This is a genomic window from Martinezella sp. CNPSo 3795, from assembly GCF_057784475.1.
Genome location: NZ_JBXSOQ010000001.1, coordinates 16,286 through 29,900 on the forward strand (window position 1 = coordinate 16,286; position 13,615 = coordinate 29,900).

A 13,615-nucleotide genomic window follows, 5' to 3' on the forward strand; every position below is an offset into this window, starting at 1 on the left:
ATGCTGACAATGGCCGTTAGGGTCTTGCCCCCTCCCCTGCTGCAACGCCGATCGCGGGATGAACCCGCGAATTACAATGGCAGTGTTCGGCCTGATATGGAAGGAGAGCGAATAATGGCAAATCATCCGATGGCTCGCCGTGTCCTCTGCGGAAGCACGGCTTTGACTGACCGCTACGGATCGGATTTTACGCTCAAACGGTGGCGGACGCCGCAGACGTCGGCGAGGTCTCCTCAACGAGAACTTGTCGCAGCCGTGCTTCCTGTTCCGGTGAAAGCGAGGTGCGCAACAGCCGCGCATGCTCGCCCTTGAATTCGGCGAGGACCTTCTCGGGCTGAACCTTGCGGATCAGCAGGAAGAGCGCGGAACTATGCACCGGAATGGTTTCGGCGAGCTTTTCGATGAGGCCGTCATCGATGCCGTAATCGGCCATCGATCCGGCGAGAGCACCGGAGCCGGCACCGATCGCACCGCCGACCACCAGGCCCGCAAGAGGATTGAGGAAGATCAGGCCAACGAGCGAGCCCCATAACGCACCCGAAAGACCGCCGCTTGCGGCACCGGCAGCGGTCAGATTGACACTCTGCTTGAGACGGACCTTACCGGATTCGTCGCGAATGGCGATAACGGCATCTTCCAGATCGATCAGATATTCCTTCTCGAGCTGAACGAGACGATTAAGGATAGCATCCGCCTTATCGGCATCATCGAAACCAAGCACTATGAGTTCTGACATCGAAATCCTCCGGGTGGTGTTGTCGAGACAAGAAGTAGGGCATCGGGCCGACTAGTGAACAGCCGTGCTGATCAACCGGTAAGGATGAGTAGCATTGAACTGCGAGATCATTGCGACAGCCTGCTGCAGCAATTCTTCCGCTTGTTCGGGATTGTCGCGCGCCAGTTCGTCGGCATGGATGCGGATCGCTTGCGCCATATTGGTGGAAAGCGCCGCAAATTGCTGATTGCCTTCGACGAGAGCCTCGCGTGCGTTGCCCTCCAGCGTCCGGGCGGCGTCGATGAGGATTTCCTCGCGCTCTTCGACGGTGAGGTCTTCGATGGTTCTGGTTCTATCTTCCATTTTGGTCACTCCTAACAGACGTGATTGCAGCCGAGCTCATAAAGCCTCGACTGCTACTCACGTAGGAAGACGTAAATTCGGGTTCAAGGTTCCCTTCTACTCATCCCGCCGGCCGCGAAACCTTGTCATTACGCCCCAGCCGATACGGAACAATGCGGCTGCCGTACGGTTTGATTGATATGGCCCGGCCGCCTTTTCACGCGGAAAAGCTCCCGGCCCTGCTGCATTCGACATGACGCGAGATCTTACGGATCAGACGAACAGGAAAATCGACATGACGGACACGCAACAAGACAAAGGCCATGCAAGGACCGAGCATGACGCTACGCATCATGGCATCGGATCCGTTCCGGCCGACCAGACCAAAGGCGAGATCGACGCGACGTCGGAGCACGTCAAGGAGCGCACTCCCGACGACCTGCCCAATATCGAAGCGGAGAAGGAGGCCGTGCGCCAGCACGACGATGCCTTTGTCGTAAAGAGCGATCTCGAAGATGCGGATGAGCGTGAGGCTGCACCAGGAACCCGCGAGCAGCCGTAGGCTTCATCGGGATGATTTCACCCGCTCCATCCTTTTGCAATCAAGAACAGGAGACAGCCATGACCGAGACCGACGAAAACGCCCGCGTTTGGGAGCTGGTCGACAAGATCGGCTTTTGCATGTTGACCACGCAAATATCCGGCAGCCTGCGCGCCCGGCCGATGGCGGCGCATCCGGAGCCAATTGAAAATGCAATCTATTTCCTGACGGATGTTGCGGGCCACAAGGATGAGGAGATCGCCCGCTGGCCGAATGTCTGCCTCGCCTTTGCCGACACCAGGGGTCAGAAATATGTTTCGATATCCGGAACGGCTGAAGTCAGCAACGACCGCGAACGCGTCAGGGATCTCTGGTCCACGGGCGCCAGGGCCTGGTGGGATAGTGCCGATGATCCTTCGATCCGTGTTTTGAAGGTAACACCTGTCTTCGCCGAATATTGGGATAGCCCCGGCAGCATCATCAGCTACATCAAGATGGCGGCCGCCGCAGTCTCGAATAGAAGACCCGACATGGGCGACAATGTAAAGGTCGAGCTTTAGCCTTTAGCTGGAGCCATGCCGCGCATAGATGGCGACATGGCTTGCCTCAAGCCCTGAGAAGGGCGCGAATTGCTATTCTTCCCATTCCTCGTCATCGGCGGAAAGCAGATCCACCAGCGCTGCCACCTTGCCGTCTGGCAGATGGCGGCCTTCGCCGATCAAAGCCTCATCGCTGTTGACCCAAGCCCATGCCTCGGACAGTTCCGTCGGCGTTGCACCTGTCGCAACGATATCAGCGATAAGGGTCTCGTCTACAGGGCCGAGTACGGAGGTGACGTCTTGTGAAGTCAATATCATGTCCTGCTCCTCTTCCTGTTTGTCAGACCATGAGCATCCCTCGAATATAGAAACTTAGGGATAAACTTCCACCCGTGACCAGGCCGCGTCAGTATGAAATATCTCCATCAATCGATTGAAATATCTGGGAAAAGATCCCGCTCGCCGGCAAAGGAAAATCTTGCCGGTGAGGGAGGTCGTTTGCATATCGCTGCCGCGGTTCGCCGAAATATGGGGCGCCAGCTTTGAAAAGCGCAGGAGATCAAAGCGGTGTTACGTGGGGAAAGCGCTTACTCCGCAGCCACAGCAACAGCATCCCGAGTTTCCTCAAGCGCACGCACCAGCGGAATGACGTGCTTGCCGAAATATTCGACCTCCTCCTGGAAATGCAGGAAGCCGAGAAGGATCAGATCGGCACCCGCCTGCTTCAGAGCGATAATGCGCTCGGCAACCTGCTGCGGCGTGCCGATCAGGTTAGAGCGGAAACCGTCATTATACTGCACCAGATCTTCGAAGCTGGATTTCGCCCAATTGCCCTCGCCTTCCGGTGAAGCCTTGCCGGCATTCTTCACCTCGTGCCCGAAGGCCTTGACGGCATCGGGATTGGCTTTCTCGACAATCTCGGCAAGAACCGCCTTGGCCTCCTCTTCCGTCTCGCGCACGATCGCGAAGGCGTTGACGCCGATGCGCACATGATGGCCGTTCGCTTTTGCCTTGGATTGGATATCGTCCACCTGCTTGGCAATCTCCTCGGGCGTGTTGCCATTGGTGAAATACCAGTCGGATACGCGCGAGGCCATGTCGCGGGCCGCACGCGACGAGCCACCCTGGAAAATTTCCGGCTGCGGATCGATCGGCTTCGGCTTCAGCGAATAATCGGTAAACCGATAGAAATCGCCACGGAAAGTGAAGCTGTCTTCGGTCCAGATGCCGCGCAGCGCCCGGATGAACTCCTCCGAGCGGCGGTAGCGCTCGTCATGATCGAGCCAGTGCTCGCCGATGGCCGCGAACTCGCCGCGAAACCAGCCGCTGACGATATTGACGGCGACGCGGCCGTTGGTCAGGTGGTTGATGGTGGCGATCTGCTTCGCTGCCAGCGCCGGCGTCCATGGCCCGGGCAGGATTGCCGCAATGACTTTCAATTTCGTCGTCGATTCCAGCAGGGCATGGCTGAAGGAAACGGATTCATGCTGAAACTCCGCGCCGTAGCCCGCCGTGAAGCGTATCTGGCTCAGCGCATAGTCGAAACCACTCGCCTCGGCGATCTGCGCAAGCTTTCTGTTGTAGTCGATCGTCCAGCTCGTGCGCTGCTCGATGTTCGAGATGACCAACCCGCCCGACACATTCGGCACCCAATAGGCGAATTTCAAAGCGTCTCTGTTCGCATCGCTCATTGATATCTCCCGGTTTGAATTGTCCTCTGCCGAGTACAAGGATGAAGATTCCAACCCATTGCGATTACATTCTATAGATTCTCTAGATTATCGAACAAACCTATCCCAAGTTTCAGCTGTTTTGCGAAAAAGCTGCGTTGCGAACCTCGCCCGATGGGGACGATGACGTGACAAGGAAGCTTGGGGCCCAAAGGTGGAACGGCCGTCGAAGGCCATAATGCAGCCGCAAAGCGCGCAAATCAAAGCGCCGCCGTCCCCATACCTGATCGGACAATCGACCCGAGATCGCATAGGTCTCGAGCTGTCAGAATGTTGGGCCGGCTCCGCCGTTCTTCAGCGTGAAATAAGCAAAGGCTGCTACGAAAAATGCAATGATGGCCAAAATCGCCAGCAAACGCTTGAGCCAGGGAGGCGTTTGTCTCGGCGGTTTCGGCTTCGGACGGCGTTCAAACTTGATGACATTATCGGACATGACAATCGATTAGCGAAGATCAAATGGTTTGCCAATCCTGTACGAACGCCAACGATGTGACGTTTCCGCCATCGGCCAGATTAAATGCTCCATTCATCCAAACTCTCAATCTTGTCCGCTACGCTTCGGGGTGGCGGATAGTCGATTGAAGCTCACACATCCCGAAGGTGCCTTCTTGAATATCCTCAATAAAATTCGCCCCTGGAGCCCGCAGCAGCGTGCATTGATCGTCCCCTTCCCGGCAGAACAGGATCTGGCCGAACGCAAATCCGCGGCAACCAGCGCCGACGGCCCGATTGTGGCGTTTTTTACCGAAGGCAGTTTTTACGAACAGGAAAAGGAGCGTATGGCCCATTCGGCGGAGCGGATCGGGCTGAAGGTACATGCAACGGCAGTGCCCAGCGCCGGCAGCTGGGTACTGAATGCCGGGCTGAAACCCGGCTTCCTTCTGCAGGAAAGGGCGAGGCTGCGCGGGCCTATTCTTTATGTCGACGTCGATGCAGTCTTCCACCGCAATCCCTGGCAAGAGCTTCGTAAACTCGAATGCGATATTGCAGTCTACTATGAGTTCGATGCCCGTCTTATCAGCGCGACGATTCTCATCAACGACACGCCCGGCGCGGCGGAGCTCATCGAGCGCTGGCGGGAAGGATGTCTTGCCAAGCCTGACGTGTGGGATCAGGTGGTTCTGGAGGAAATCATCGCCGAGGACGCAGCGAGCGCGAAGCCCCAATTCCGTGTAGCCAGACTGCCTGCGTCATTCTGCTGGATATTCGATCGGGTCGAGAATGGTGCCGTCAGCGAGGTCTTCATCGAACAGCTCCAGGCAAGCCGCGAGGCGACCAAGCGCAAACGCTGGTTTGGCCGCATCGGCAAACGGCTGAAGCGCCGTCGCGATCGTGTCGAGGAAATCGAGCGCGTCCTAAACGGTGACAATTAGGGCACGCTTCGAACGAGCCTGCCACACGATCAAACCTGAATCACAGCATGTCGCCCAGCGTCCAATGATTGTTCCATCGCGCATCGATCTCATCCTCGACATTCTGATAGCGAATATCGGTGGAAAGGCGCAGTCTGCGCTGGCCGTCCTGATTGGTGGTGGCGGCGTGGATCATGAACGGTGAATGGAGCATGACGTCGCCCGCCTCATAATCGGCGACCAGCCAGCGCGTGTCGAAGCGCTCAGCCATGCCAGGCAGATCTTTCGAAACCCAGCCACCCTCCGTCATATTGCGGTTGAACGCGCTGACACGCTCTTCGGGGCTGAGGTCCCTGTTCTTTTCGCCAAACTCCCGCTCCATCTCTAGGCCGATTGCGTGCGATCCCTCCAGATAGGTCAGTCCGCCCATTTCAACCGGGATATCGCCGATCGGTATCCATGCCGTGACGATCCGGCTGGTGCCGCCCCGAAGATAGACCAGATCATAATGCGCCGGCGTCGCCGTCGCCGTTCCCGGCCGCACATGGCGCATGATCTTGCGCTTATGCAGATAGGAGATGCCCGAGAGGAATGCATCCATGAAGCGCGAAAGACGCGGCTGCGCGCAGAAGCCCTCATAGGCGACCGAGCGCACGAGCGACATCAGGCAACGATCGACCTCTCTGCCTTCCGGCGCCGAAGCGGACGATATCCCATCCCTCGGATCCGTTCCCTTCTCGACCAGCCCCGTCTTCGCCATGTGACTGAAGACCCAGCCGCGAAAATCGATCACGTCCTTGCGCGGCAGAAATCCCTTGAGCCACACATAGCCGTTCTCCTCGTAGAGCGTGCGGATTGCCTCAACACCGATGCACGGATCGGTCGGGGTGAGATAACCGAGCCGATGGGGCGCGGTGGAGAGAACCTTTCCATTGGCAACAAGGTTAAGTGCACTTTTGTCGGAAAGGACGCTCTGCATGGGAATCGACATTTCACTCGCCTACGGTTTGATTTGATTGCCCATTGAATCTAGCAGCCAGCGATGCTTCACTACATGGACGAAAGTGATACTGGACTTTTCGCTCACCATGACATCGACAACACATGCCATCTACCGCTCGCCACTTGCCTCCACCGGAGGACTGGCCGTCACCGGCAGCGGCAGGCAGCATGCCATGCATGCCGTTAAAGCACGGAAGCTGCCGAGCTATGCGGTGGTGCTCGTCGAAAGCGGCCAAGGCTTTCTCGAAACGGATGCCGGCGGCCGCAGAAGCGTGAAAGGCCCGGCGCTCTTTTGGCTCTTCCCGAACCGCCAGCACTCTTATGGTCCCGATGCGCAAGGCTGGAGTGAGCGATGGGCGCTTTTCGAAGGCTCTCTCGTGCGCGACTTCCTGCGACTGCGCCTCATCAGCGAGCAGAATCCGCTTACCACCCTTCGTAATCTCGATAATGTGCAGCGTCTCTTCGGCTCCATCCACGACGACCTTATCGAAGACACCAACCTATCAAGAGCAGCTGCTTCATCCGCTCTTCATCAGATCGTCATTCTGGCTGCACGGCAGGCGAGCCAGATCGCTCCCTCTCCTCGGCAAGGCTCGGATATCGGCGAGATCATCGAGGCTCTTCGCCAAAGAGCAACAGAAGCTCTCGACATGGCGGCTTTTGCAGCTGAATGCGGCATGTCGCCCGCCACGCTGCGCCGAAAAATTTCGGCGGAAGTCGGGTTGCCGCCGAAGGGGTTTCAGCTTCGCGTGCGCATGGACCGTGCAAAGGAGTTGCTGACGATGACGGATGACAAGATCGAGATCATCGCCTCAAAAGTCGGATTCGATGATCCGTTCTACTTCTCCCGGCTGTTCCATGAGCGCGAAAACTGCACGCCGCGCGATTTTCGCGCCCGCTACCGGAGAAGCTGATCGATCAAGATAGGCCGAACACGTCGCAACGGCCCTTGTCAAGCCGCATCATTCCCCGACGGCGCTCGCTCCAAATTCCGGCGCCGCCAGGCCGCCGGTGCCTCCCCCACCCGCTTGCGAAAAAAGCGTGAGAAATAGGCGGGATCTTCAAAGCCTACTTCACGACCAATATCCTCGACGGAGCGGATGGTGAACATCAGCAGACGCTTGGCTTCCAGCAGCCGCCGGTCCAAAAGCATCTCCTTGACACTGTGCCCGAACACCTCGCGCGCCGCCTTATCGAGCAGATGCGGCGTCGTGGCGAGCAGGTCGACATAGGTGCCGACCGGCCAATCGCTCTTGTAATGGCGGTCTATGGCGCTGCGTAGCGCCAAGGCAAGCGTCACGGTCGGTGAAGCTGAAGGCAGCGCCGCGCTGCCGCCAAGCCGGTTCATCAGCGACAGCACGACGCCGATCAGCCCCAGCATGACTTTTTCGCTTTGGCCGCCGCGCTCGCGATATTCGGCGCTGACCATTTGCAGCAGCGTGTCGATCTTTTGCCAGGAAGGATCGCCCGGCCGTGCCGTCAGAAAGGTCGGCACGTCAAGGCTTAGATCCACCTGAGGTACCAAAGCCTTTAAAGTATCGTCCGATATCGAGACGACGATGGCATCGGACTGATCGTCGACATCGAATCCATGAATGATGTTACTCGGCACGAAGCTGATCGTCGGAGCGGAAAAATTCCAAGTCCGATCCTCGATCCGGTAGCGACCGTCGCCCTTGTACCAATAGGTGATCTGCCCCATCAACGGGTGTTTATGAGACGCGACATGCCCAAAATGCAGCGTTTTGCGGTCCATGACCGTTTCCACGTGCAGAAATCCGACGTCAAGCGCCCGGCTCGGCACGCCATAGACAAAGAAATTCGGGATTTCGTTCTTCTGCGACATGCCGGAAAAAGTACCAGCGAATTGCCCCCTTTGTCCATGGTCGCGCCGAGGGTTCGGACGTAGCATTGATCATGATCTCAAGGGAGGAATACGAGATGCGAGCTGAAGATCACCGCAGCGACAAGACCCGTCCGTTTACCGGCGCCGAATATCTGGAAAGCCTGCGCGATGGCCGCGAAGTCTATATCAATGGCGAGCGCATCGCTGATGTGACTGCGCATCCCGCCATGCGCAACTCCGTCCGCTCACTCGCCCGCATGTACGACGCGCTGCATGACGAAAAGACTAAGGAACGTCTGACCTCGCCGACGGATACGGGATCGGGCGGCTATACCCACAAATACTTCCGAGTGGCGAAATCTTCCGCCGAGCTTGTGGCACAGCAGGGCGCCATCGCCGATTGGGCGCGCATGTCCTATGGCTGGATGGGCCGCACCGCAGATTACAAGGCGGCCCTTATGAATACACTCGGCGCTAATGCCGACTGGTACGGCCCGTTCAAGGACAATGCGCTTTCCTGGCATAAGCGCGCGCAGGAATCCGTGCTCTTCATGAACCATGCGATCGTCAATCCGCCGATCGACCGCCACAAGCCCGCCGATGCCGTCAAGGATGTCTTCGTCCACATTACCAAGGAGACCGATGCTGGCATCTATGTCTCCGGTGCCAAGGTGGTGGCGACATCCTCCGCACTGACCCACTATAATTTCCTCGCCCAGAGTTCGGCGACGGTCACGGAAGACCCGTCGCTCTCTGTCATGTTCATCGTTCCGATGAATGCGCCTGGCATTAAGATGTTCTGCCGCGTCTCCTATGAGCAGACCGCCAATACTGTGGGACATCCCTTCGACTATCCGCTGTCGTCACGCTTCGATGAGAACGACGCCATTCTGGTGCTCGACAATGTCTTCGTGCCCTGGGAGGATGTGCTTGTGCTGCGCGACGCGGCAAAGATCCTCTCCTTCCACCCCGCTTCGGGCTTCATGCATGGCTATTGCTTCCAGGGCTGCACGCGTTTCGCCGTGAAGCTCGATTTCATCGCCGGATTGCTGGCTAAGGCGCTGCGCGCGACCGGCGGCGATGCCTTCCGCGGCAATCAGGCGGCACTTGGCGAGGTCATCGCACTTCGCCACATGTTCTGGTCCTTCTCTAATGCCATGGCCTACAATCCGCAGCCCTGGGCGAATGGCGCGGTGCTGCCAAACATGGAAGCGGCCCTCTCCTACCGCACCTTCATGTCAGAGGCCTATCCCCGCGTCATCGAAACGGTCCGCAAAGTCATCGCGTCCGGGCTGATCTATCTGCCTTCCTCGGCCAAGGATTTCGGTAATCCGGAGATCGACCGCTACCTCGCGCAATATGTACGCGGTTCCAACGACATGGGTCATATCGAGCGCATCAAGATCATGAAGCTGCTGTGGGACGCCACCGGCACCGAGTTCGGCGGACGCCATGCCCTTTACGAGCTCAACTATGCCGGCGCGCCGGAGGAAGTCCGCCTGCAGGTGCTGAAGGGTGCCGAGCGCGGCGGCCGGCTGAAGGAAATGGAAGCGCTCGTCGATCAGTGCATGAGCGATTACGACGAGAATGGCTGGACCGGAGATACGTGGTTGCCGCCTTTGGGTGACACCTCCCCCGTCCGCAACGCCGCCGAGTGAGGACGTTGCCATGGAGGAGCAACTCTCGAAAACAGAATTTCGCAACGCCATGGCCAGGGTTTGCGCACCGGTGAATGTCATCACCACCAACGGCCCCGCCGGCCGCGGCGGCTTTACCGCCACCGCCATGTGCAGCGTCACCGACGAACCGCCGACGCTGCTGGTCTGCATGAACAGCCGCTCGGCGCAAACTAGCCTCTTCCTCGATAATCGCCGCTTCTGCGTCAATGTTCTGACGCAGGAGCACAAGGAACTGGCCGGTTATTTCGCCGGCCAACGCGCCGACATGGAAGAGCGCTACGCCGCCGCGGAATGGATCAACTTCCGCTCTGGCAGCCAGGCGCTTTCCGATGCCATCGTCTCCTTCGATTGCCGGCTGACGGAAGCGCGCTTGGTCGGCACGCACCATATCTTTATCGGCGAAGTGATGGATATCCGCAGCCGCAAGGATGGGCATGCGCTGCTCTATTTCGACCGCAACTATGTGCATGTGCCGACCCAGACGGGGAGCTTCGGCGGCTAGGTGCCGCAGGAACAGCTATCGATCGTGGGAGCAAAAAAGGGGGCCGGCGATAACGCGGCACCCCTTCTTGCGTAATAAAACAATCTGTCAGAGCTGAATCCAGGCCGTCTTCAGATCGACATACTTGTCGAGCGCATGCAGCGATTTGTCGTGGCCATTGCCGGATTGTTTGACGCCACCAAGTGGTACGCTGTTATCGGCACCGCCATAGGTATTGACATGCACCACGCCGGCGCGGATGCCCCGGACCATTCGATGAGCCTGCGACAGGTTCGATGTCCAGACGGCCGAGGCAAGGCCATATTCCGTGGCATTGGCGATCCGCAGGGCCTCTGCTTCACCTTCAAAGGGAATGATCGACAGGATCGGCCCGAAGACCTCTTCCCGCGCCAGGGTCATCGACGGCTTCACGTCGAATACGGTCGGCCGCATGTAATAACCGCCCGTCTCCTCGAGAATACGCGAACCACCAGTGCGCAACGATGCACCCTCCGACAGCGCCTGCGAGACGTAGCCAAGATCCTTCTTCAGCTGGATCTCGCTGGAAATCGCCCCTGCCTCCGTCGTCAGCTGCAGGGGATCGCCGGCTTTCATGCTTTCGGCGATGCGAGCCACCTTCTCGGAGAAGGCTTCATGAATCGACTTCTCCACAAGCAACCGGGAGCCGGCGACACAGACCTGGCCGGAATTGCGGAAGATGCCATAGGCGGAAACCTTGGCCGCATGATCGAGATCGGGCGCATCGGCAAAGACGATGTTCGGCGACTTGCCGCCAAGCTCCAGATAGACGCGCTTCAGGTTAGAACGCGCCGAATATTCCAGGAGCCGCCGCCCGACAGGGCCGGAACCGGTGAAGGCAAGCACATCGACCTCCATGTGCAGCCCCAGCGCCTCGCCGCAGACCGCACCTCGGCCAGTCACGACGTTGAGCACGCCTTCGGGCAATCCCGCTTCGGCGCAAATTTCGGCGAGCCTGAGCAGCGTCAGCGACGCGCCCTCGGCCGGCTTCAGCACGACGGAATTGCCTGCGGCGAGCGCCGGTGCGATCTTCCAGGCGCCGATCATCATCGGAAAATTCCACGGTACGATAGCGGCAACGACACCGATGGCTTCGCGGTGGACCAGACCGAGAATATTCTCCGCCGTCGGCGCGATCTCCCCATAAACCTTGTCGATCGCCTCGGCATAGTAACGGAACGTGCCTGCGGCGCTGCCGGGCTCGGCCTTCAGCGCCATCGAGATTTCAGTGCCGTTGTCGCGCACGCCGAGGACGGCGAGCTCGAGCGCGTTCTTCTCAATCAGTTCGGCAATCTTCAGCAGCACTTTCTTGCGTTCGGCCGGTGCCGCCTTCGACCAGCTGCCCTTTTCGAACGCCTGCCGCGCGGCCTTGACCGCGAGATCGACATCCTCCGTGCCGGCGTCAGCAATCGTGGTCAGCTTTGTTCCATCGATCGGCGAAATGACGTCCATGGCGGCTCCGCTGATCGGCTGGCGCCAGGCACCTGCGATGAACAATGCCTGCGGCGAAACGGATAATGTCCGGAGCTGGTCGATCTTGTCCTGCATCTCATTCTCTCACAAAGAGGGTGGCGGGGTCCTCCGCCACCGCGATTGGAACTCAAGCTTCCTGGCCGGCGCCGAGGCGGGCATAGCCGGCCGCATCCGACGACTTCAGGCGAGCCGCCGCGATGAAGCCGATGATCCCTGCGAGCAGCACGAGCCCCGGCAAGACCACGGCCAGCACGCCATTGGCGCCGGCAATCGCGCCGAAATTCGCCGAGATATAATAGACGAGCGCCAAAAGGATCAGACCCGTCAAGATGGGCAGCACCTTGATCGCGAGCACATTGCGCTCAAGTCCCGGATTGCAGCTGAAGAACACCACGATCGAGAAGGCTGTAAACGCCATCAGCAGGATGATCGCCAGCGTCGCGACATTGGTGAGCCAAGAGAAGAGCGCCAGCACCGGATCCTGACCCGTCACCGCAAAGAGCGCGACGACGAGCACGGCAATAACGGTCTGGATGATCGAGCCGACATGCGGGCTCTGGAAGACTGGATGCGTGACGCCGACCGATTTTGGCAGCAAGCCTTCGCGGCCAGCAACATACATGTAGCGGGCAACGCCATTGTGAAAGGCGAGAATGCCGGCAAACAGGCTGGTGATGAAGAGCACGCTCATGACAACGGTGATCCAGTGGCCGACATAGCGTTCGGCGAGGCCGAAGAGGAACGTCGTGGGATCGGCAAGACCCTGCAGGGTCGGGACGAGCTTGTCGACACCAGCGCCGGTCACCATCAGCCAGGACGTCAGCATATAGAAGAGGCCGATGATGAGAACGGAAATATAGGTCGCGCGCGGCACGGTCTTTTCCGGTTCGCGAGCTTCTTCGCTGTAGATAGTGGTCGCTTCGAAGCCGATGAAGGCGGCAAAGCAGAATAGGAGACCCACGGCCGGCGTTCCGCTCCAGAAGGCGGTCGGCGTGAACGGCGCGGCCGTCAAACCGGTATCGCCACCCTTGATGAAGATCGCAGCATCGATGACGAGCACGACGAGATATTCGAGAATAACGAGCACCGTCAGCACTTTCGCCGACAGATCCACACGGCGGTAGCCGAAGACGGCGACGAAGGCGATGCCGATGAAGCTCCAGACCCACCAGGGAAGATCGAGACCGAGCTGCTCGGCAAAGAAGCCTTTGGTCGCCGCACCGAAAAGCCCGAGAACCCCGACCTGCATGGCATTATAGGCGAGGATCGCGATCAGTGCAGCGGCACCGCCCATCAAGCCGCCAAGGCCCTGGGCCGTATAGGCATAGAAGGCGCCGGCATTGCGAATGTGACGCGCCATGGCGACATAGCCGACCGCAAACAGCAGCAGAATACCCGTCACCAGCAGAAAGGTCAGCGGAATGCCTGGCCCGTTGCCGAGCATCATCGAAAGCGGCACGCCGCCGGCCACCGCCGTCAGCGGTGCGGCAGCCGACACCACGAGGAAGGTCACGGCACCGACGCCGAGACTGTTCTTGCGCAGCTGGTTGTCAGCCGCACCTTGCGAATTTTGCGTGTTCATCTGCGTTCGTTCCCCTTGTTTAAGAACATCCGATCATCGCCGCGATTGCACGCGTGCGACCTCCACCAAAAACCGGACTGACGATCGGGGCCTATGTTTTGTTGATCTTACCGCCGTCAGCGCTTATGGTTCATTATTTGAACCACAGCTTCAAATACAGACTTGCAAACATTGCCGGCCTCTGTCAAGTTATTTCGCATGTTAAGTATCTTGGGTCGCTGCTATCGTGCCGCGGCGCAGGGTCAACAGGCTGATTTGACGGGAAGCCCCGGCTGGACGCGTAGAATCAGACCC

Annotated in this window: 15 protein-coding genes; 6 read left to right on the top strand and 9 right to left on the bottom strand. The window is 58.9% G+C overall.

The window, feature by feature from the left end; translation table 11 throughout:
- Window positions 1-193: 193 nt before the first annotated feature.
- Both AC13QY_RS00080 and AC13QY_RS00085 read right to left on the bottom strand, forming a co-directional pair.
- Window positions 194-736 (bottom strand): DUF1269 domain-containing protein, encoded by a 543-nt coding sequence (locus tag AC13QY_RS00080; protein ID WP_113350918.1) that lies wholly within the window; start codon window positions 734-736, stop codon window positions 194-196.
- 51 nt (window positions 737-787) lie between these two features.
- Window positions 788-1,078 carry a hypothetical protein gene (locus AC13QY_RS00085; RefSeq protein ID WP_113350917.1) on the bottom strand — a complete coding sequence of 97 codons (291 nt, stop codon included), beginning with the start codon at window positions 1,076-1,078 and terminating at the stop codon, window positions 788-790.
- Between the two features lie 274 nt (window positions 1,079-1,352).
- Between AC13QY_RS00085 and AC13QY_RS00090 the strand changes: the two genes are divergently transcribed.
- Together AC13QY_RS00090 and AC13QY_RS00095 are read left to right on the top strand one after the other, a co-directional pair.
- Complete coding sequence (locus tag AC13QY_RS00090) at window positions 1,353-1,619, top strand: hypothetical protein (RefSeq protein WP_233788653.1); 267 nt, start codon at window positions 1,353-1,355, stop codon at window positions 1,617-1,619.
- Window positions 1,620-1,678: 59 nt separating this feature from the next.
- Window positions 1,679-2,158, top strand: a complete 480-nt coding sequence (locus tag AC13QY_RS00095; protein ID WP_113350915.1) for a pyridoxamine 5'-phosphate oxidase family protein — start codon at window positions 1,679-1,681, stop codon at window positions 2,156-2,158.
- A gap of 72 nt (window positions 2,159-2,230) precedes the next feature.
- On the opposite strand, the gene AC13QY_RS00100 is transcribed toward AC13QY_RS00095, so the two are convergent.
- The 3 genes from AC13QY_RS00100 to AC13QY_RS00110 form a co-directional block, all read right to left on the bottom strand.
- Complete coding sequence (locus tag AC13QY_RS00100) at window positions 2,231-2,455, bottom strand: hypothetical protein (RefSeq protein ID WP_113329267.1); 225 nt, start codon at window positions 2,453-2,455, stop codon at window positions 2,231-2,233.
- A gap of 269 nt (window positions 2,456-2,724) precedes the next feature.
- The gene (gene sfnG, locus AC13QY_RS00105) at window positions 2,725-3,828 is read right to left on the bottom strand and encodes a dimethylsulfone monooxygenase SfnG (RefSeq protein WP_113350914.1); all 1,104 of its coding nucleotides are present in this window, start codon (window positions 3,826-3,828) and stop codon (window positions 2,725-2,727) included.
- A gap of 304 nt (window positions 3,829-4,132) precedes the next feature.
- Entirely contained in the window at window positions 4,133-4,300 is a 168-nt protein-coding gene (locus tag AC13QY_RS00110; protein WP_173002466.1) for a hypothetical protein, read from the bottom strand.
- 145 nt (window positions 4,301-4,445) lie between these two features.
- On the opposite strand from AC13QY_RS00110, the gene AC13QY_RS00115 reads away from it, so the two are divergent.
- Window positions 4,446-5,240 (top strand): putative nucleotide-diphospho-sugar transferase, encoded by a 795-nt coding sequence (locus AC13QY_RS00115; protein ID WP_113350913.1) that lies wholly within the window; start codon window positions 4,446-4,448, stop codon window positions 5,238-5,240.
- Between the two features lie 40 nt (window positions 5,241-5,280).
- Here the strand turns inward: AC13QY_RS00115 and AC13QY_RS00120 are convergent, their stop codons facing one another.
- Window positions 5,281-6,210 carry a phytanoyl-CoA dioxygenase family protein gene (locus AC13QY_RS00120; protein ID WP_113350912.1) on the bottom strand — a complete coding sequence of 310 codons (930 nt, stop codon included), beginning with the start codon at window positions 6,208-6,210 and terminating at the stop codon, window positions 5,281-5,283.
- A gap of 97 nt (window positions 6,211-6,307) precedes the next feature.
- Here AC13QY_RS00120 and AC13QY_RS00125 point away from each other — a divergent pair, with 97 nt between their 5' ends.
- Window positions 6,308-7,135, top strand: coding sequence for a helix-turn-helix domain-containing protein (locus AC13QY_RS00125; protein WP_113389520.1), 828 nt, complete (start codon window positions 6,308-6,310; stop codon window positions 7,133-7,135).
- 38 nt (window positions 7,136-7,173) lie between these two features.
- Here AC13QY_RS00125 and AC13QY_RS00130 read toward each other — a convergent pair whose 3' ends face one another.
- A complete protein-coding gene (locus tag AC13QY_RS00130; RefSeq protein ID WP_113329272.1) occupies window positions 7,174-8,067 on the bottom strand; it encodes a helix-turn-helix domain-containing protein in 894 nt (297 codons plus the stop codon).
- A 95-nt stretch (window positions 8,068-8,162) separates the two neighbouring features.
- On the opposite strand from AC13QY_RS00130, the gene AC13QY_RS00135 reads away from it, so the two are divergent.
- Window positions 8,163-9,725, top strand: a complete 1,563-nt coding sequence (locus AC13QY_RS00135) for a 4-hydroxyphenylacetate 3-hydroxylase N-terminal domain-containing protein (RefSeq protein ID WP_113329273.1) — start codon at window positions 8,163-8,165, stop codon at window positions 9,723-9,725.
- Between the two features lie 10 nt (window positions 9,726-9,735).
- Window positions 9,736-10,248 carry a flavin reductase gene (locus AC13QY_RS00140; RefSeq protein WP_015342805.1) on the top strand — a complete coding sequence of 171 codons (513 nt, stop codon included), beginning with the start codon at window positions 9,736-9,738 and terminating at the stop codon, window positions 10,246-10,248.
- Between the two features lie 87 nt (window positions 10,249-10,335).
- Here the strand turns inward: AC13QY_RS00140 and AC13QY_RS00145 are convergent, their stop codons facing one another.
- Both AC13QY_RS00145 and AC13QY_RS00150 read right to left on the bottom strand, forming a co-directional pair.
- Window positions 10,336-11,814 carry an aldehyde dehydrogenase gene (locus tag AC13QY_RS00145; protein ID WP_113350910.1) on the bottom strand — a complete coding sequence of 493 codons (1,479 nt, stop codon included), beginning with the start codon at window positions 11,812-11,814 and terminating at the stop codon, window positions 10,336-10,338.
- A gap of 52 nt (window positions 11,815-11,866) precedes the next feature.
- The gene (locus AC13QY_RS00150; protein ID WP_113350909.1) at window positions 11,867-13,321 is read right to left on the bottom strand and encodes an APC family permease; all 1,455 of its coding nucleotides are present in this window, start codon (window positions 13,319-13,321) and stop codon (window positions 11,867-11,869) included.
- Window positions 13,322-13,615: the final 294 nt, after the last annotated feature.